Genomic DNA, 18,864 nt, shown 5'->3' with positions numbered 1-18,864 from the left:
CAGTCGTTGAAAAGGAACCAAAAAACTCGCCCCATCATCCGGCCCCGGCTTCGCCGGGGTTCCCTCACTCCATCGTTGCTATCGGGGGCCGGCGCGATGGGCCATCCATGGCCTGGCGCGCCTCTCGCGGCATCCATGCCGCTCGTCCCCCGGCGCAACGACTGCGTTCGGCCTCCTGGAGGGGCGTTGGCGGCTGCTCCAACTTTCTTCGTCCAGCGCATCGCCACGTGGTGCGCACGGGCTTTCGTAGGATGGTGTAGAGCGAAGCGAAACCCATGCGGTGGAGGTGGAAGAAATCCCTAAATACCCGGAAAGCACCGTGCTTGAGGGCTTGCATTAAAACCACAACAGCTAACGCCAACAGAGCCAATCCATTCGCAATCGGGATCACGGTAATTGGCCCTACGACAGCGACCCTTCCCCCACCGCCTCACCACACAGCTCGCCATCCAGCAACGGCTGGCGTGCCAGGAACTCCTGGGCGGAGGCCCGCCAGGACAGGCGCGCGGCACGCTCGGCGCAGACGCCACGGTCCAGTTCCAGGGCGCGCAGGCAGGCACCCTGCAGGTCCTCGTCCATCACCCCGGTGAGGTCCGCTTCCAGCACGTCCAGCGGGCCGGATACGGGGAAGGCCGCCACCGGCGTGCCGCAGGCCAGGGCCTCCAGCATCACCAGGCCGTAGGTGTCGGTGCGCGAGGGGAAGACCAGCACGCTGGCACCGGCAAAGGCATCGGCCAACGCCTGGCCATGGCGGTAGCCGAGGAAGCACGCATCGGGGTAGTCGGCTTCCAGCTCGGCCCGTTGCGGCCCATCACCCACCAGCCATTTCTCGCCGGGCAGGTCCAGGTCGAGGAAGGCCCGCAGGTTCTTCTCCGGGGCGATGCGGCCCACGTAGAGGAACACCGGCTTCAGCGGCCGCGGCTGCTCCGGGCGCGGGTGGAACAGGCGGGTGTCCACGCCCTTGCGCCACAGCGACAGGTGGCCCAGCCCACGGCCAGCCAATTCGCCGCGCAGGCGTTCGGTGGTCACCAGCACCGTCTGGCTGGGGCGGTGGAAGGCCCGCAGCACCGCGTAGCCCCATTCCAGGGGTACGCGTGGCCAGCGGGTGTGCACGTACTCGGGGAAGCGCGTATGCACCGCGCTGGAGAAGGCCAGGCCGCGGCGCTTCAGCCAGCGTCGTGCGGCCCAGCCCAGCGGCCCTTCGGTGGCGAGGTGCACGCAGTCCGGGCGGAAATCGCGGATCGCAGGGCCCACGCGCCAGAGGTCCCACACCAGGGGGATTTCCGGGTAGGTCGGGCACGGCCGCGAGCGGAAGTCCCGGGGCGACAGCACCTTCACCAGGTGGCCAAGCCCGCGCAGTTCGGCCACCAGGGCCTGTAGGCTGGTCACCACGCCATTCACCTGGGGTGCCCAGGCATCGCTGACGATAAGAATCCTCATGCAGCGGGCTCGAGGGCGGGCTGCTTGGTCTCGGTCGCCAGGCGCGCCTGGTCGTCGGCCAGGCGGTACAGCTCGATGGTGCCGTCCCAGTGCTCGATCAGCGCGGTGCAGGATTCCACCCAATCGCCGCAGTTCATGTACTCGACACCGCCCACCTGGCGGATCTCGGCGTGGTGGATGTGGCCGCAGACGGCGCCGTCCAGCCCGCGCTTGACGCACTCGTGGGCGATGGATTCCTCGAAGTCGCTGATGAAGTTCACCGCCGTCTTGACCTTGTGCTTGAGGAAGGCCGACAGCGACCAATAGCCGTAGCCCCAGCGCTCGCGCCAATGGTTGAGCCAGCGGTTGAGGGTCAGGGTGAACTCGTAGGCCGAATCGCCGAGGAAGGCCAGCCACTTGTGGTAGCGGGTGATGACGTCGAACTGGTCGCCGTGGATCACCAGCAGGCGGCGGCCGTCGGCGGTCTCGTGGATCGCCTCGTCCACCAGCTGGATGTTGCCCAGCATCAGGCTGGAGTAGCGGCGCAGGAATTCGTCGTGGTTGCCGGTGACGTAGATCACCTCGGTGCCACGCTTGCTCATGGTCAGCAGGCGGCGGATCACGTTGGTGTGTGCCTGGGGCCAGTAGATGCCGCCACGCAGCTTCCAGCCGTCGATGATGTCGCCCACCAGGTAGATGCGGTCGGCATGGTGGCGCTTGAGGAAGCGCGCCAGGTGCTCCGCCTGGCAATCGCGGGTGCCAAGGTGAACGTCGGATATCCACAGGGTGCGGACGCGTTGCTTGCGGGGACGAGCCGGGTCGGCCGGCTCCAGGCGTTGAACGCTGCTCATGGGCGGCCTCCAGCTGGGTTTTTCCGATCTTGCGCAGGCCCGGTGAAGTGCAGGTGACGGTTAGGCTGCAGAACGATGACACTGGCGGCGCCCGCGCCGGGGAGTAGACTGGCCACCTGCCGAGGAACACCCCATGAGCCCGATGCTGACCCTGCGCCGCTACAACCACGACCTGCTCGCCCACAGCCACGACCACGCCCAGCTGGTGTTCGGCCTGAGCGGCAGCCTGGAATTCGAGGTGGGTGGCATCGGCGCGCGGGTCGAGCGGCAGAACCTCGCCGTGGTCCCGCCGGGCGAACACCATGCCTGCGGCAGCCCGCGCGGCAGCCTGTGCCTGGTGCTCGACGTGCCCGACGATGCCTGGCTGCAACGCACCCTCGGCGGTCACTTCGACGCCAGCCGGCGCCTGCTGGAGAAGCCCGGCGCCCTGCAGCTCGACCCCGCCCAGAGCCAGCTGGTGGGCTGGCTCGCCGCCAGCCCCATCGATGACCCGGTGATCGCCACCCAGGGCGTCGGCCTGCTGCTGGCCAGCCTGGTGGCACCGAGCGCCACACCAGCGTCCGAGCAGAACACGTTGCCGCTGACAGCCCTCGACGCCTACATCGACCAGCACGCCGCACGCCCCCTGCAGGTGGCCGACCTGGCCCGGCTCTGTGGGCTGTCGGTGGCGCGCTTCCACAGCCGCTTCCTCGCTGCCACCGGGCAAACGCCCATGGACTACCTGCGCACCCGGCGCCTGCTCCAGGGCCGCCGCCTGCTGCTGGAGTGCAGCCTGAGCGTGGCCGAGATCGCTGCCCAGGTGGGCTACAGCTCGCAAAGCGCCTTCACCGCCGCGCTGTCTCGCGAGTTCGGCGTCACCCCGCGCGCCCTGCGTCAGCCACGCGGCTGACGCGAGTCTTGCGACGAAACCCGCGAGCCCCGCGACAGACAAGCCACCCCGCCGCCCTCTAGACTGCGGCCATCGTCAAACAAGGGGGCTGTATGTCATCGACCATCGAATGGGCGGATTTCGAACGCGTTGAGCTGCGCGTCGGCACCGTCGTATCCGCCGCACCCAACGTCAAGGCCAACAAGCCGGCCTACGTGCTGGAAGTGGACCTGGGCGAGCTGGGGGTGAAGACCTCCAGCGCACAGATCACCGCCCACTATGCCGCCGAGGAACTGGTCGGCCGCCAGGTGCTGTGCGTCTGCAACTTCGAGCCCAAGCGCATCGCCGGGGTGCGTTCGGAAGTGCTGGTCACCGGCGTCCACGATGCCGAAGGCAAGGTGGTGCTGGCCGGCTTCGACAAACCGCTGCCCAACGGCGCGCGCCTGGCATGAACGAACGCAACGCACTGCTCGCCATCCACCTGGGCGCCCTGCTCTTCGGCCTCTCTGGCATCTTCGGCAAGCTGGCGGAAACCACGCCCGTGGTGATCACCTTCGGTCGCGCGCTGTTCGCCGTCATCGCCCTGGCGCTGTTCGCCCAACTGGCCAGCGGCGCCCGTGGCGGCACGCCCTCGCGGCGGCAGATTCCCCTGCTGCTGCTCGGCGGCCTGCTGCTGGGCGGGCACTGGGTGCTGTTCTTCCAGGCGGTGAAGATCGGCGGCGTGGCCATCGCCACCCTGGGCTTCGCCAGCTTCCCGGCCTTCACCCTGCTGCTGGAGGGGCTGCTGTTCCGCGAGCGCATCCACCTGCGCGAGTTCGTGGTGGTGGCCCTGGTCAGCCTGGGCCTGGTGCTGGTGACGCCAGACTTCGATTTCGCCAGCGATGCCACCCAGGGGCTGATCGCCGCCATCCTCTCCGGCCTGCTGTTCTCCCTGCTGTCGCTGCTCAACCGTGCCAGCACCAAGGGGTTGGACCCGGTGAAGGTGGCGCTGTGGCAGAACCTCTGCATCGTCGTCTGTGTGCTGCCCCTGGGCTGGGCGGTACTGCCCACGGTGCGGGCCATCGACTGGCTGTGGATCGCCATGCTCGGCGTACTCTGCACCGGCCTCGCCCACAGCCTGTTCGTGGCCAGCCTCAAGGTGCTTAAGGCGCGCACCACGGCGGTGATCTTCGCCCTGGAGCCGGTCTACGGCATCGCCTTCGCCTGGTGGCTGTTCAGCGAGGAGCCCTCGCTGCGCATGCTCGCCGGCGGCACGCTGATCATCGCTGCCATCGCCTTCCCGGCACGCAAAGCCAACGCGGTGAAGCCCGCCGAAGTGGCGAGCTGACGGCAACCACAGGAAGCCCCGGACTGAAATCCGGGCTACGCCCCCCCCCTGCGCAGCCCGGCGTGCTCAGTTGACGCTGTACCCACGCCCCATCAGGCAGGCGCCCAGCGCGCGGCGGTAGCGGTCGGTGCTGTCGCTGCCCACCGGGCGGGTCACGGTGGCCGGGTCGAAGCCGCTCTGGGACACCGCCCAGGTGTGGCACTCATAACGGTCACGGCCCTGCTGGTCGACGCTCTGGCCGTTGGCCGGGTAGGCGATCACTTCATAGCTGACGGCGGCGTTGCCCTGGACCACCGCAGGCGGCGTCACCACTTCGTAGCGCTGCACATTGGCGTTCCACAGGTAGTAGGTGCCGGCGGCGACGAAGTACAGCGCACTGCCGATCCACAGTTCGCGGGCGCCGGACGGCAGGCCACGGTCATACCCACCGCCACCCGGGCCCGGGCCCCAGCCACCCTGCCCGCCCGGGCCGGGTCCACCGCCATGGCCACCGGGGCCACCCTGGCCGGGTCCGGCGAATACCTGGGTGGACAGGCCGAGCAGCAGCGCCAGCGCCACGGTTGTTTTCAAGGACATCATTCACCTCGTGCAATACGGCCGTAGGGTTCGCGGCCTCTGGAGGGAATTATTCGCCCGGCGCCCCCGGGCGAGCGTCAGCCCTGTGTAAATCCGGGGTAAACGTCCTGATACACGCCCGCCTCAGGCCCGCTCCTGCTCCAGCAGCCAGCGGCAATAGCGCGCCACACCCGTCTCCAGGTCGAGGAAGCCCTCGCCGGCACCGGCCTCGCGCAGCAACTCGATGTCCGCCCGGGTATGGCTCTGGTAACGGCCCCGGAGCACGGCGGGGAAGTCCTCGTAGTGCAACACGCCCTGCTCGATCAGCGCGGCCAGGCCCAGGGGCGGCCGATCCTCCTCGGCGCGCAGGGCATTGACCACCGCCATGGCCACCGCGTTGAAGGGTCGGGCGACACCGGTGCCGAGGTTGAAGATGCCCGAACGCTGGGAATGGTCGAGAAAGTGCAGGTTGACCCGCGCCACGTCCTCCACCGACACGAAGTCACGCTGCTGCTCGCCAGCGGCGTAACCGTCGCAGCCGCCGAACAGCCGCACCCGCCCCTCCGCCCGGTACTGGTGGAAGCAGTGCAGGGCCACCGAGGCCATGCGCCCCTTGTGCCCTTCGCGCGGGCCATAGACGTTGAAGTAGCGCAGCCCCACCACCTGGGCGCGGGCATGGGGCAGCAGGCGCCGCACGCGCTGGTCGAACAGCAGCTTGGAGTAGCCGTAGACGTTCAGCGGCCGCTCGTGCTCGCGGCCTTCGCGAAACACCTGCCCCGCGCCATAGACAGCCGCCGACGAGGCATAGATGAAGGGCAGGCCACGGCGCTGGGCGGCATCCAGCAGCTCGCAGCTGTAGCGGTAGTTGTTGTCCATCATGTAGCGCCCGTCCGCCTCCAGGGTGCTGGAGCAGGCGCCCTGGTGGAACAGCGCGCGGACCACTCCGAACTCGCCAGCAGCGAAGCGCGGCACGAAGTCGCGCTTGTCCAGGTAGTCACGGATCTCGCAATCGGCGAGGTTGCGGAATTTGTCGCCTTCGGTCAGGTCGTCGACGGCGATGATGTCCGTCTCGCCGCGCTGGTTGAGGGCCTTGACCAGGTTGCTGCCGATGAAGCCGGCGGCACCGGTGACGATGATGCTCATGACGGCGCTCCAGGGAAGTGGAAGTACCGTCAGGCTATGCCTGGGTGATCAGCCCCCCGTTGACCTGGGGCAAGGCCGCTCAGGGGCGGTCGTTGTGGCCCAGGTCACGCGTCGGATCGATGCAGTCACGGACCCGCTGCTTGAGCACCTTGGCCTCGGGGAAGCCGCCGTCGGCCTTGCGCTCCCAGATCTGCTCGCCGTCGCAGGTGATACGGAACACACCGCCGGTGCCCGGCTCCAGGGCCACCCGGCCGAGGTCGTCGGCGAAGGTGCTGAGCAGTTCCTGGGCCAGCCAGGCCGCGCGCAACAGCCATTGGCACTGGGTGCAGTAGGTGATGACGATCTCGGGCCTGGAACTGGACATGACGGGACTCGGTGGCGGCGTGCAGGGCGCCTATAATAGCGGCCTTTTTCCTCCCCGCCTGACCAGGGATGCGTTATGCGCCGCGTGCTCGTTTTCCTCGCCCTTATCCTCCTGCCGCTGGCCACCCTGGCCGACCAGGCCCACCCACGCATCGGCCTGGTGCTGTCCGGTGGCGCCGCACGCGGCCTGGCCCATATCGGCGTGCTGCGGGCCCTGGAGGAACAGGGCGTGCACATCGACGCCATTGCCGGCACCAGCATGGGCGCGGTGATCGGCGGCCTCTACGCCTCGGGCTACAGCGTCGACGAACTGGAAAAGCTGGCCCTGGCCATCGACTGGCGCCAGGCGCTCTCCGACGCGCCCCTGCGCGATGACATCCCCTTCCGCCGCAAGCAGGACGACCGCGATTTCCTGGTCAAGCAGAAGCTCAGCTTCCGCGACGACGGCAGCCTGGGCCTGCCGCTCGGCGTGATCCAGGGCCAGAACCTGGCCCTGCTGCTGGAAAGCCTGCTGGTGCACACCAGCGATACCCGCGACTTCGACCGCCTGGCCATCCCCTTCCGCGCCGTGGCCACCGACATCTCCACCGGCGAGAAGGTGGTGTTCCGCAAGGGCCACCTGCCCCAGGCGATCCGCGCCAGCATGTCGATCCCGGCGGTATTCGCCCCGGTGGAGGTGGACGGCCAGTTGCTGGTGGACGGCGGCATGGTGGACAACATCCCGGTGGACGTGGCGCGGGAGATGGGCGTCGACCTGGTGATCACGGTGGATATCGGCACCCCGCTGCGCGGGCGCAAGGAGCTGCTCACCGTGGTCGACGTGCTCAACCAGTCGGTGACCCTGATGACCCGGCGCAACTCCGAGGCGCAACTGGCCACCCTCGGCCCGGACGACATCCTGGTGCAGCCGCCGCTGGCAGGGTTCAGCGCCACCGACTTCGGCCGGGCCCGGCAGATGATCGACGCCGGCTACCGCGCCGCCACCATCCTCAAGAACCGTTTCGCCCCCCTGGCGCGCCAGCATGGCCAGCACGAAGCGGAACTGGTCGAGGCTCGCCAACCGGTGGAACGCCGCCCGGTGATCGCCCGCATCAGCGTGGAGAACGACTCCAAGGTGGGCGACGAGGTGATCCGCCGCATCATCCGCCAGGAAACCGGCCAGCCCCTGGACCTGGAACGCCTGCAGAGCGACATGGGCACCCTCTATGGCCTCGACTACTTCGAGCAGGTGCATTACCGCGTGGTCAAGCGCAAGGACGGCAACACGCTGGTGATCAACGCCCGTGGCAAGCGCACCGGCACCGACTACCTGCGCCTGGGCCTGAGCCTGGACGACGACATGCGCGGCGGCAGCACCTTCAACCTGGGCGCCAGCTACCGGGTCAACGGCATCAACAAGCTCGGCGCCGAATGGCTGACCCGCGCCCAGATCGGCAGCGACCAGGAGCTCTACAGCGAGTTCTACCAGCCGCTGGACTACGGCTCGCGCTACTTCGTCGCGCCCTACCTCGCCGCCGAGGCGCAGAACGTCGATGCCACCCTGGATAACGACCCCATCGCCGAATACCGCCTGCAGCGCTACGGCTACGGCTTCAACGTTGGCCGGCAGATCGCCAACAACGGCGAGATCCGCCTCGGCATCGGCCAGGCCTGGGGCGAGGCGGACGTGCGCATCGGCGACCGCCGCTTGCCCAGCTTCAGCTTCAGCGAGGGCTACTACGAGGCCAAGTACTCCTTCGACACCCTCGACAACGTCGATTACCCCCACGAGGGCGAGGACATCAAGCTGACCCTGCGCCAGTATGACCCCGAACTGGGCTCGGACGACCGCTACCGCCAGTGGGAGCTGAGCCTGGACAAGGCGCTCTCCAGCGACGCCAACACCTTCGTCCTCGGCGGCCGCTACGGCCGCACCCTGGACAGCGCCGAGGTGGTCACCTCCAGCTTCCAGCTCGGCGGCGCGCGCCAGCTCTCGGGCTTCCGCGAGGATTCGATCTCCGGGCAGAACGTCGCCCTGGCCCGGATGGTGTACTACCGGCGCATGACCCAGCGCTCCTTCCTGCCGCTGGACTTCCCCTTCTACCTCGGCGCCAGCCTGGAGCGCGGCCGCGCCTGGAACCACGACAACAGCTTCGACAGCGGCTACATCAACGCCGGCAGCCTGTTCATCAGCTTCGACACGCCTCTGGGCCCGCTGGACTTCAGCTACGGCCTCAACGACGCCTCCGAGCAGGCGCTCTACCTCAAGCTGGGCCGGGTGTTCTAAGCACCCGACTCACTTCGCTTCCCTGCAGGAGCGAGCTCTGCTCGCGAAGCGCCTCCAGGCTATTCGCCCAGTGCCCAGCCACAAAAAAGCCCGGAACCAGGTCCGGGCTTTTTCATGTCGCGGGGGCGGTCAGGCGATCTTCGCCAACAGCTGGCGGGCCTCCTGCTTCTGCTCTTCGTCACCGCCGTCGATCACCTCGTTGAGGATGCTGCAGGCGCTTTCGATGTCGCCCTGGTCGATGTAGGCCAGCGCCAGGTTGAGCTTCATCAGGTTTTCCTGCCGTGCGGCCAGGTGGTCCAGGTCATCGCTGGCTTCCAGCGGGTCCTCGAAGTCGAAGGACAGCTCGTCCAGTTCCTCGGCCTGGGGCAGCTCCGGCAGTTCGAGGCGATCGGCCTGCTCCAGGTCGTCCAGCTCGAACACCTCGGGCAGCTCCTGCAGGTTGCTGCGGAAGGCCGGGTCGACGTGGTGATGCACCGGCTCGGGCTTGCTGCCCGTCGCCTTGGTCTTGGGCGCTTCGGTCTTGAAGGGGCTGAGGCTGTCCCAGTCGGCGTCCAGGGGCAGGTCGTCGAGGTTGAGCTGGAATTCATCGGTCAGCTCATCATCACGCACCATCAGCGGCTCGGCCGGCTGCAGGTCCGGTGCCTGATCGCCGAGAACGAACTCCGGCTCCTCGAACATCGGCTCGGCCTTGCGGCCCTGGTCGATACCGGGATAGCGCGCCTTGATCTGGTCGATGCGGGCCGAACCGACGCCCATCTCCAGCAGGTTGCTTTCCTCGATGGCGAAGCCGCTCGGGTCACGCAGTTCACCCAGCACCTCCAGCAGGCGGAAGCGCAGGTCGGTGCGGTTGGGCTCCTGGACGATGGCGCTGCGCAGCGCGCTCTCGGCATCGTTGAAGCGGCCATAGGCGATGTAGATGTTGGCGCCATCCAGGGAATCGCTGGAGGGGCGCACCGCCGCCAGGGTGGGCTGCGGCCTGGGCGCGGGAGCCGCCACCGGTGCAGCGGCAGCGGCCACCGCCACCACCGGCTCGGGGCGGGCCTGGGGCACAGCGGCGACGCGGGGGCGCTCGGCCGCCACGGCGACGGCCACGGCCGGGCGCACCTTGGGTTTGACCACCGGCTCAGGCGCCTCGGGGCGGGTTTCCTGGCGACGACGCAGCAGCGCCACGGCCAGGACGAACAGCAGCAGGATGCCGCCGATGATCATCAGCGCGCGGGACCAGGTGTCCAGGCTGTCCGGCTCTTCCACCGCCACATGGGGCGCAGCGACCGGCTCCGCACCCTGCTGGGTCGCCTCGGCAGCCGGCTCGGCCGGAGCCTGCGGAACGGCGTTGTCGACAGGGGCGGGGCTTTCGCTCGGGGCAGGTTCCTGGGCCGCTTGCGGTGCAACCGAGGCGCCATCGTCCACTGGCGGCAGGTTGGTCGCATCGGCCACCGGCGCATCCGCCGGGGCGGTCGCCGTTAGCGGCGGCAGCCCGGCATCGGCGGGCGCCTGCTGGGCACTGTTCGGGTCGAGCGCGTTCTGCAGGCGCGCCAGCTGCGCGTCCTTCTGCTCCATCTGCCGTTGCAGGGTTTCCAGCTTGAGTTGGAGGTCGGCGATGTCCTGGCGCAGTTGCAGGCGTTCGTTCTCGCTGTTGACCAGTTCGGTGTCGACGCGGCGCTGCACCTCGGCGATCTGCTGGGGCAACGGCGCCGGCTGGCTCGGGGTGCCAGGCGCGGACACCGGGCCGGGGGCGCTGCCGGACATGGCCTGGCCGGTGGTGCCGGCATCGTTGGCCGCTGCATTCGTAGCGGTGCCCGCCGACACGGCGGCATCGGGCAGCAACAGGCTCTGGCCCACGCTCAGGCGGCTCGGGTCGCCATTGGCGAAGGCGCTGGGGTTGAGGGCGTGGATGCCGTTCATCATCTGCGCCGTGCTCATGCCGCTGCCGGCGCTCTGGCGCTGGGCAATGGCCCACAGGTTGTCGCCCTTGACCACGGTGTAGCGCTTGCCCTGGGTGGCGGGCGGCGTTTCGGTCGGGGCCGGCTGGCTGCTGGCGGCGGCGCTGCTGCGACGGTTATTCCGTTGGGCAGCGGTGTTGCCCAGGGGCGCGGCCACCGGGTTGTAGGCGGAGGCTTCCGGCGGGTCCAGCAGCAGGGTGTATTCACGCAGCAGGCGGCCGTTGGGGCGGGCCACCTCGACGATGAAGTTCAGGTAGGGCTCGCGCACCGGCTTGTTGGAGATCACGCGGATGTGGCCACTGGCGCCACGGATCATCGGGCTGAAGCGCAGGTCGTTGAGGAACAGCACGCGGTCGACGCCGGCACGCTCGAACACATCGGCGGGGGCCAGGCTGATCTTGATGTCGCTGTCGGTCAGGTCGCCGACGTCGAGCAGGCCGATCTCAGCCTCAAGCGGCTGGTTCAGCGCGGAATGCAGGGTGATTTCGCCCAGGCCTATGGCGGAGGCCAGGCTGGAATAAAGAATAGGTCCCGATGCAAGCGCAAGCAGGATCCTGTTGACTCGAGCCATGTGCCCTCCCCCGGTCATGCCGGCTCGAACGCCACAGCCGCCTCCCTACGATCCTGTGTCCATGGAGGGGCGAAAACGGGCGTCGGCATTGAAAGAAAACGCGTCGGGCGGCGATCCCTGGAACCCAACTGAAAATAAGTATGGATGCAATTTCCCAGATTGCCCGGCGTAGAGGCCTTGGGCCATCAAGCAAGGTGAAATCCTACCGCAAGTTCGCCATGAAAGTGACGGAAATCACACCTTTACTGAATATTTATAGAGCTTCGTCAGCCTTTTGTCGCGCGCACGCCCCACGCAGGCCACACCGCCAGGAGGAAAAGCCCGGCGACCAGCCAAAAGGTCTGCTGGAAGGCCAGCGCCTCGGCCTGCAGGTCGCCGCCGCCGGCGTGGTAGCGCCACTCCAGGAAGAAGGTCATCAGGTTGACCCCGAAGGCTCCACCGAGCTGGCGCACGAAGGTTATGGCACCAGCGCCAAGGGCAAGTTCCTCGGCACTGAGCACGTCCAGCGAACCGGTGCTCAGGGCGGGTAGCAACAAGCCCAGGCCGAGGCGACCGAGGCAGGCCCAGAAGCACAGCACGAGGAAGGAGGCGCCGCTGTCCACCAGGCCCAGCCCCAGGGATGACAGGGCGAACACCAGCAGCCCGGCCACCAGCAGCAGCGCCGCCGAAAGCTTGTCGCTGAGCCAGCCCCCCACGAACGACGCCACGCCCAGCACCACCCCGGTGGGCAGCAGCAACAGGCCCGCGCGGCCGGCGCTGTAGCCTTCGACCGTCTGCAGGAACAGCGGGATCAGGTAGGTGGAGCCGTACAGCCCGAGGCCGAGGATCAGCGCCACCCAGCTGGCCTTGCGGAACGCACGGTGGCGCCACAGCGGCAGGGGCAGCAGCGGCCGTGGGCTGGCGCGGCTGCGCAGGACGAAACCCAGGGTTGCGGCCAGGCCCAGCACCCCGGGGATCCAGCAGCTCGGTGCCAGCCAGCCGAAGCGCTGGGCTTCGGCCAATGCGCCGAGCAGCGCGAACAGCGCCACGCTGAGGAACAGGAACGCCACGAGATCGACGCCCGGCGTGCTGCGGTCGCGGTCCGAGGGCATCAGCCACTGGGCGCCAACGGCCGCCGCCAGGCACATGGGCAAGGGCAGCCAGAACACCGCCTCCCAGCCGAAATGGTCGATCAGGTAGCCGCCGATGGTCGGCCCGAGCGTCGGCGCGATCATCACCCCGAGCCCGTAGGTGCCCAGCGCCATGCCGCGCCCACCCTCGGCGAAGATGCGGAAGATCAGCACCATAGCCAACGGCTGGATGATCCCGGCACAGGCCCCCTGGACAATGCGCAGGGCGATCAGCTGCCAGGCGGAGGTGGCCGCCAGGGCCAGCAGGGAGCAAAGGGTGAAGATCAGCAAACCGCCCTGCACGGTGCGGCGCGCACCGAGCCGCGACTGGGCCCAGGCGGCGAGCAGGAGGCCGGCGGTCATGGAAGCGAGGAAGCCCGTGGCCAGCCACTGCGCCAGCGGCCGGCCGATGGCGAAGTCGGCCATGATCGCGGGCAAGGCCACGTTGATGCTGGTGGACGCGAGGATCATCGCCATGCTGCCGACCATCAGCAGCCCCAGCAGCAGCTGCGGGTAACGCGGGCCGTAGCGCGTGTGCAGGGCCTCGAGGTCCTGCATCAACGCCGTTCCAGGTTGGCCAGTATCCGCGCGTGTACCTGCTGGCAGCGGCGCAGTTCTTCTTCATCGATATCGGTGAAGACCTCCCTGCGCAGCTGGTTGGAGATGGCCTCGATCTTCTCGATCAGCGGCCGTGCCTTGGGGCACAGGGTGATCTTCTTGGCGCGGCGGTCCTCGGCGACGGCCAGGCGCTGCACCAGCCCCTGGGCTTCCAGGCTGTCGAGCAGCCGCGCCAGGGTCGGGCCCTCGACGCCGACGCTCTGCGCCAGCTCGCGCTGGGTGGGGAGTTCTTCGAAGCGGGCGAGATGCAGGAGAACCAGCCAGCGAGCCTGGGACAGGCCGAGGTCGACGAGCCGGCGATCCAGCTCCGCACGCCAGGCCCGCGACATCTGCGCGAGCTGCATGGCAAAGCGGTGTTGATCGGTATGGGACATTGAAACGGACTCTAACTGCCTAAACTAATAATTAGCGAGCTAACCATAGGCGACAGCCGGGAGCAAGCGCAGCTTTGTATCTACCACTTCACATATTGGTCTTCGACGAAGCCCCATAGCCCATCGATGCTCACGGGCGCCCGCCCGTGGGGGCGCAGCACGCCATCGAAGCGGCCGAAGATCTGCTTGAAGTTGCTGGCGATGAAGCCCAGGTTCAGACGCTCCTTGTGCAGGCCGGTGCCGGTGAAGCGCAGCTCCACCTGGCCGTCGTTGGAGGTGATCAGCCACTGCTCCAGCGGCCGGTCGCGATCGAAGGCGAAGCGCACGCAATCCACCTTGATCAGCTCGCCGTCGATCCAGAAACAGTTCTCGGTGAAGCTGGTTTCGTTGACCCCGCAGGACAGGTTCACCCCCACCCGCTGCCCCTGCGCCTCGCCGGACAGGCAGGCCCAGTTCCAGAAGGTCTCCGGGCGCATGTAGCCGGCGGACCAGTCGTGGTGGGCGAAGGCGCCGATGGCCTGCAGGTCGAAATCACCCAGCGCGCTGCGCACCTCGCCCCGGCAGGTGACACCCGCCACCTTGCGCGCATAGACCCAGCCGTTCACGGCGGTGGGCGTGCACAGGCTCATGGGCTGGAAGGCCGGTTCATCCTCGGAGAAGCAGGCGTCGATGCGGGTGCCGTCGTCCAGCTCCACCAGCAGGCGCTTCTCCTTGGGGTTCGGCGAATTCTCCAGACGCAGTAGGTTGCGCCCCTGGCGCAGTTCGCAGACGCCCTCGTCCGGCACCTGGGAAAAACGCGTGCCCATGCCCAGCGGCAGCTTGAACTGGCGCTCGATCATGCGCCCGCTGGCCGGGTGGAACAGATACACGAAGCCGATGCCGGCCAGGCTCAGGTTGGCCAGGGCGCAGCCGCCGATGAGCTGGTCGCTGATCAGGCCGAAGTACTGGAACTGATGAAAGCGCCGCCACTTCGCCAGGGCACCGAGGCGACGGCCCATGGGCGAGCGGAAGTCGAAATCACGGTAGTTGACCAGGCCGGGAGTGCCGTCGAAAAGTCCATAATGCGGCTGGCCGCCAGCGCCGATCAGCTTGTCCATGGGCAGGGCTCGTCAGGTGGGAAGGCGCGATCCTAGCACCGCCGTACCAGGGCGCGCAGTCACGCAGCGCGCCACCGCGAGCGACGAACTACGCCACCACCTGGTTACGCCCGAACGCCTTGGCCTCGTAGAGCGCACGGTCGGCGTGCTCGTAGAGTTCGTACAGCTGGCCCAGGGGCATGTCGTTGCCCGGGAAGATGCAGGCCAGGCCGATGGACATCGTCAGCACCTCGGCCACCTGCGAGCCTTCGTGGCGGATCGCCAGGCCCTCCAGCGCCGCGCGCACGTTCTCCGCGCACTGCCGCGCCTCCGCCTCCGGCGTGCCATAGAGCAGCACCGCGAACTCCTCGCCCCCCAGGCGCACCGCCATGTCCAGCGGCCGTCGCGCCGCATCCTCCAGCACCCCGGCTACCCGCTGCAGAGCGTGGTCGCCGCCCTGGTGGCCGTAGAGGTCGTTGTAGGCCTTGAAGTGGTCGACATCGCAGAGCATCAGCGCCAGCGGCAGCCCCTCGCGCTGGGCCTGGCGCCAGACGCGCTCCAGCTGGCGGTTGAAGCTGCGCCGGTTGTGCAGCCCGGTGAGGCTGTCGTGCTCGGCCAGCACCCGCATCAGCCGGCTGATGAGGAAGTGCTCCCGCGACTTGAACTCCAGCAGGTAGCAACCCACCGCCCCCACCAAGTTGCCGAACACCAGGAACAGCAGGTTGTTGACCAGCCGCGGCCAGGGCAACCCGGCCCAGAGCTCCAGCGCCACGTAGGCCACCAAAATCAGCAGCGACACCAGCAGCGCCTCGCCCAGGCGCAGGCCCACCACGAAATAGGCCGCCATGCACACCAGCAGCAGGCCTTCATAGGGGAATGACGGGTCGACCCGATGGGCGATGGCCACCACCGCCGCCGCCCCCACGCCCAGGGCGCTGACGCACACCAGGCTCAGGGGCACCAGCAGGTGCACATGGCGCCGCTGCAGGATCAGCAAGCCGCAGACCACCAGCAGCACCAGCACCCCAAGGCGCACGGCGAGCATCCACCAGCGTTCGGCGCTGGCGATCAGGTGGAAATCGAGAAAGGCGAAGGCCAGCCAGATGGGCAGCCCGAGCAGCAGCGCGATGCGCTTGAGGTCGAAGGTCTGCTCGAGGAAGTAGTTGCGGTATTCCTGTTCCAGCGGTCGGACGAAACGCAGTTGCCGGAAGCCCAGGGCGAGCTGATCGGCATAGGGATTCGGGCGCACTTCGTCCAGCCAGGCGTTGAGTGTCGACACTGCCACCTCTTCTTATTTGAGCCGGGACCTACTGCCGCGCCCGGCCTTGCAGCATCAGGACCGGAGCGCATCGCCGCCTACCTCACGTAGACGAAGCGCCCTCACGGCCCTACCCCCTCACGGCACCGGCGGCGACCTCACATCGCCGGCCGGAAGCCTTGTTGCACATTAGTAGCAGGCGGAATCGGCCACAAGAGGCCGGAGGGGGTCACGGGGGGCCGTGACCCTCCACTCAGGATTCGAACTCCGCCTGCAGCGCGGCACGCACGCAATGCAGCACACCTTCCGGCACCTTGCCGCCGAGCATCTCGGCAACCTGGGCGACGCTGGGCAGCTCGCCCTCGCCGTCGAGGAAGGCGTCCTGCACCTCGCCGAGCATCGCTTCGGGCAGGTCCAGGGCCTGTTCCAGGCTTAGTTGCTGCTCGCTGATGGCCTCGGCCAGCAGGCTGTAGACGTTCTTCTCGGTGCAATCGAGCTGGCGGGCGATCTGCGCCGGGGTCATGCCGGCGCGGGCCAGGCTGACCAGTTCGTGGCGCAAGTCGGCCACCGCGCGCGGGGCTGGCGCGGCTTCGGCGCCGCCGTTGAGCACTTCGAGGAAGGCCTCGCCGTAGCGCTCCAGCTTGCGCGCGCCCACGCCACTGACCCGCGCCATCTCCGGCAGGGTGCTCGGCTGGCTGCGCAGCATTTCCAGCAGGGTGGCGTCGGGGAAGATCACATAGGGCGGCACGCTGTGCTCTTCGGCCAGCTTGCGACGCAGGGCGCGCAGGGCTTCCCACTGCTCGCGCTCCTCGCCCCGCACCAGTTGGCTGGCGGCGCTGGCGGCGGGCTTCGGCGCCTTGGTGGAAATGTCCCGGCGCAGTTGCAGGCTCACCTCGCCGCGCAGCAGCGGGCGGCAGGCATCGGTCAGGCGCAGGCCGCCGAACCCGTCGAGGTCGACGTCGGCCAGGCCACGGGCGACCAGCTGGCGGAACAGCGTGCGCCATTCCCCTTCGGCCAGCGCCTTGCCCATGCCGAACACCGACAGGTGCTGATGGCCCGAGGCGCGGACCTTCTCGTTGTCGCGGCCCAGCAGCAGGTCGACCAGGTGGCCGACGCCGTAGCGCTGGCCACTGCGGTAGATGGCCGACAGCGCCTGGCGCGCGGGCTCGGTGGCGTCCCAGGTCTGCACGCCGTCGACGCAGATGTCGCAATGGCCGCAGGGCTGGGGCAGCTCTTCGTCGAAGTAGGCCAGCAGCGCCTGGCGACGGCAGCGGATTTCCTCGCACAGGGCCAGCATGGCGTCGAGCTTGTGCTGCTCGATGCGCTTGTGGCGCTCGTCGCCCTCGGAGTTGTTGAGCATCTGCTTGAGCAGCAGCACGTCCTGCAGCCCATAGGCCATCCAGGCATCGGCGGGCAGGCCATCACGGCCGGCGCGGCCGGTCTCCTGGTAATAGGCTTCCAGGGACTTGGGCAGGTCCAGGTGGGCGACGAAGCGCACGTTGGGCTTGTCGATGCCCATGCCGAAGGCGATGGTCGCCACCATGATCAGCCCTTCCTCGTTGAGGAAGCGCTTCTGGTGGTAGGCGCGCAGGTCGCTGGGCAGGCCCGCGTGGTACGGCAGCGCCGGGTAACCCTGCTCGGAAAGGAAGGCCGCGACCTCGTCGACCTTCTTGCGCGACAGGCAATAGACGATGCCGGCATCGCCGCGGCGCTCGGTGAGGAAGCCCAGCAACTGCTTGCGCGGGTTGTCCTTGGCGACGATGCGATAAAAGATGTTCGGCCGGTCGAAGCTCGACAGGAAGCGCTCGGCATCCTGCAGGTGCAGGCGCTGGACGATCTCCTCGCGGGTGCGCATGTCCGCCGTGGCGGTCAGGGCGATGCGCGGCACGTTGGGGAACAGCTCGGCGAGCTGGCCCAGCTGCAGGTATTCGGGGCGGAAGTCATGGCCCCACTGGGATACGCAGTGGGCTTCGTCGATGGCGAACAGGGCGATGTCCAGGCGCTCGAGGAAGGCCAGCATGCGCGGCTGCACCAGGCGCTCGGGGGCCAGGTAGAGCATCTTGATCTCGCCCCGGCGGATGCGGTCGGCGATGTCGCGCTGCTCGTCGTTGCTCAGGGTCGAGTTGAGCGCCACGGCGGCCACGCCGAGCTCGTCGAGGGTGGCGACCTGATCCTCCATCAGCGCAATCAGCGGCGACACCACCACCGCCAGGCCGTCGCGCAGCAGCGCCGGCACCTGGAAGCAGAGCGACTTGCCGCCGCCGGTGGGCATCAGCACCAGCACGTCGCCGCCTTTGGCCACGCGGTCGATGATCGCCGCCTGATGGCCACGGAAGGCGTCATAGCCGAATACGTCTTTTAGGATGCGCTGGGCGTGGTCGAGCATGCGGGTCTCCGAATGAAGCCGGGCATTATACGTCAGCAAACGCCCGGGGAAGCCTTCGCCCATCGGGAGCGCTTTTGCCGCGGGCTTCGCACTCGACTAGAATTCACCCTCGTTTAATCCTCTTAGGTAGTCCCACGATGTCCTTCGCTGAGCAATTGTCCCGCCTGCAAGCCTTCCTCGATGCCGATGACCTGCACGAAGAAGCCTTGGACTACGTGGCCGCCCATGGCTACCTGACCGCACTCTCCATCTGCCCGGACCCGGTTCCGGAGCGCGAGTGGATCGACGCCCTGTTCGCCGAGCCGCCGCATTACCGCAGCGACGCCGAGCGCGAGGAGATCGAAGCCACCCTGCTGCTGCTCAAGGCCCACATCGCCCGCCAGCTGGCCAGCGACGAAGACCCGGAGATGCCCTGCGACCTCGACCTGGGCGATGACCCGGACGACTCCGACCTGCGCGGCTGGTGCATCGGCTTCATGGAAGGCGTGTTCCTGCGCGAGGCCGTGTGGTTCGAAGAGTCCGAAGAGGAAGTCAGCGAGCTGCTGCTGCCGATCATGGTCGGCTCCGGCCTGTTCGACGAGCAGCCCGAGTTCGCCGACATCGCCGCCGACCGCAACCTGGTCGACGAGATGATCGAGCAGATCCCCGAGCTGCTGACCGCCCTGTTCCTGCTCTGCAACGCCCCCGAAGAGAAACCCGCACTGCTCAAGCCGCGCAGCCACTGAGCAGGTCGCGCT

The 18,864-nt window shown here is 68.1% G+C and carries 16 protein-coding genes; 5 read left to right on the top strand and 11 right to left on the bottom strand.

Annotation, left to right across the window (positions count from 1 at the left end; genetic code table 11):
* Window positions 1-402: 402 nt before the first annotated feature.
* Both OEJ36_RS21495 and OEJ36_RS21490 read right to left on the bottom strand, forming a co-directional pair.
* Entirely contained in the window at window positions 403-1,440 is a 1,038-nt protein-coding gene (locus OEJ36_RS21495; RefSeq protein WP_263403284.1) for a glycosyltransferase family 4 protein, read from the bottom strand.
* Complete coding sequence (locus OEJ36_RS21490) at window positions 1,437-2,270, bottom strand: UDP-2,3-diacylglucosamine diphosphatase (protein WP_021221147.1); 834 nt, start codon at window positions 2,268-2,270, stop codon at window positions 1,437-1,439. Before OEJ36_RS21490 ends, OEJ36_RS21495 begins: the two co-directional genes overlap by 4 nt.
* Window positions 2,271-2,403: 133 nt before the next feature.
* Here OEJ36_RS21490 and OEJ36_RS21485 point away from each other — a divergent pair, with 133 nt between their 5' ends.
* From OEJ36_RS21485 to OEJ36_RS21475, 3 genes are all read left to right on the top strand, one after another.
* Entirely contained in the window at window positions 2,404-3,159 is a 756-nt protein-coding gene (locus OEJ36_RS21485) for an AraC family transcriptional regulator (RefSeq protein WP_263403283.1), read from the top strand.
* Between the two features lie 92 nt (window positions 3,160-3,251).
* Window positions 3,252-3,590 carry a tRNA-binding protein gene (locus OEJ36_RS21480; RefSeq protein WP_043243228.1) on the top strand — a complete coding sequence of 113 codons (339 nt, stop codon included), beginning with the start codon at window positions 3,252-3,254 and terminating at the stop codon, window positions 3,588-3,590.
* Entirely contained in the window at window positions 3,587-4,465 is an 879-nt protein-coding gene (locus OEJ36_RS21475; RefSeq protein ID WP_263403282.1) for a DMT family transporter, read from the top strand. Before OEJ36_RS21480 ends, OEJ36_RS21475 begins: the two co-directional genes overlap by 4 nt.
* A gap of 66 nt (window positions 4,466-4,531) precedes the next feature.
* Here OEJ36_RS21475 and OEJ36_RS21470 read toward each other — a convergent pair whose 3' ends face one another.
* The 3 genes from OEJ36_RS21470 to OEJ36_RS21460 all read right to left on the bottom strand — a co-directional run bounded on the left by OEJ36_RS21470 (window position 4,532) and on the right by OEJ36_RS21460 (window position 6,527).
* Window positions 4,532-5,041 (bottom strand): hypothetical protein, encoded by a 510-nt coding sequence (locus OEJ36_RS21470; RefSeq protein ID WP_263403281.1) that lies wholly within the window; start codon window positions 5,039-5,041, stop codon window positions 4,532-4,534.
* 123 nt (window positions 5,042-5,164) lie between these two features.
* A complete protein-coding gene (rfaD, locus tag OEJ36_RS21465; RefSeq protein WP_263403280.1) occupies window positions 5,165-6,163 on the bottom strand; it encodes an ADP-glyceromanno-heptose 6-epimerase in 999 nt (332 codons plus the stop codon).
* A gap of 79 nt (window positions 6,164-6,242) precedes the next feature.
* Window positions 6,243-6,527, bottom strand: coding sequence for a SelT/SelW/SelH family protein (locus OEJ36_RS21460; RefSeq protein ID WP_021221141.1), 285 nt, complete (start codon window positions 6,525-6,527; stop codon window positions 6,243-6,245).
* A 75-nt stretch (window positions 6,528-6,602) separates the two neighbouring features.
* On the opposite strand from OEJ36_RS21460, the gene OEJ36_RS21455 reads away from it, so the two are divergent.
* A complete protein-coding gene (locus OEJ36_RS21455) occupies window positions 6,603-8,792 on the top strand; it encodes a patatin-like phospholipase family protein (RefSeq protein WP_263403279.1) in 2,190 nt (729 codons plus the stop codon).
* Window positions 8,793-8,921: 129 nt separating this feature from the next.
* Here the strand turns inward: OEJ36_RS21455 and OEJ36_RS21450 are convergent, their stop codons facing one another.
* The 6 genes from OEJ36_RS21450 to recQ form a co-directional block, all read right to left on the bottom strand.
* Window positions 8,922-11,306, bottom strand: a complete 2,385-nt coding sequence (locus OEJ36_RS21450) for a FimV/HubP family polar landmark protein (RefSeq protein WP_263403278.1) — start codon at window positions 11,304-11,306, stop codon at window positions 8,922-8,924.
* A 266-nt stretch (window positions 11,307-11,572) separates the two neighbouring features.
* Window positions 11,573-12,973 carry a DHA2 family efflux MFS transporter permease subunit gene (locus tag OEJ36_RS21445; protein WP_263403277.1) on the bottom strand — a complete coding sequence of 467 codons (1,401 nt, stop codon included), beginning with the start codon at window positions 12,971-12,973 and terminating at the stop codon, window positions 11,573-11,575.
* Window positions 12,973-13,407, bottom strand: coding sequence for a MarR family transcriptional regulator (locus OEJ36_RS21440; protein ID WP_021221137.1), 435 nt, complete (start codon window positions 13,405-13,407; stop codon window positions 12,973-12,975). The genes OEJ36_RS21445 and OEJ36_RS21440 overlap by 1 nt, the downstream gene beginning before the upstream one ends.
* A gap of 80 nt (window positions 13,408-13,487) precedes the next feature.
* Window positions 13,488-14,504, bottom strand: a complete 1,017-nt coding sequence (locus OEJ36_RS21435) for a DUF2804 domain-containing protein (RefSeq protein ID WP_263403276.1) — start codon at window positions 14,502-14,504, stop codon at window positions 13,488-13,490.
* An 88-nt stretch (window positions 14,505-14,592) separates the two neighbouring features.
* A complete protein-coding gene (locus OEJ36_RS21430; RefSeq protein ID WP_263403275.1) occupies window positions 14,593-15,762 on the bottom strand; it encodes a diguanylate cyclase in 1,170 nt (389 codons plus the stop codon).
* Window positions 15,763-15,994: 232 nt separating this feature from the next.
* The gene (recQ, locus tag OEJ36_RS21425) at window positions 15,995-18,127 is read right to left on the bottom strand and encodes a DNA helicase RecQ (protein WP_263403274.1); all 2,133 of its coding nucleotides are present in this window, start codon (window positions 18,125-18,127) and stop codon (window positions 15,995-15,997) included.
* 137 nt (window positions 18,128-18,264) lie between these two features.
* On the opposite strand from recQ, the gene OEJ36_RS21420 reads away from it, so the two are divergent.
* Window positions 18,265-18,852, top strand: a complete 588-nt coding sequence (locus tag OEJ36_RS21420) for a YecA family protein (protein WP_184490723.1) — start codon at window positions 18,265-18,267, stop codon at window positions 18,850-18,852.
* Window positions 18,853-18,864 lie beyond the last annotated feature (12 nt).

Origin of the sequence: Pseudomonas sp. PDM13 (assembly GCF_025685765.1) — a bacterium.
Lineage (GTDB): Bacteria > Pseudomonadota > Gammaproteobacteria > Pseudomonadales > Pseudomonadaceae > Metapseudomonas > Metapseudomonas solani.
Note: the sequence above shows the minus strand (reverse complement) of the source record. Positions and strands in the feature narration are given on the sequence as shown.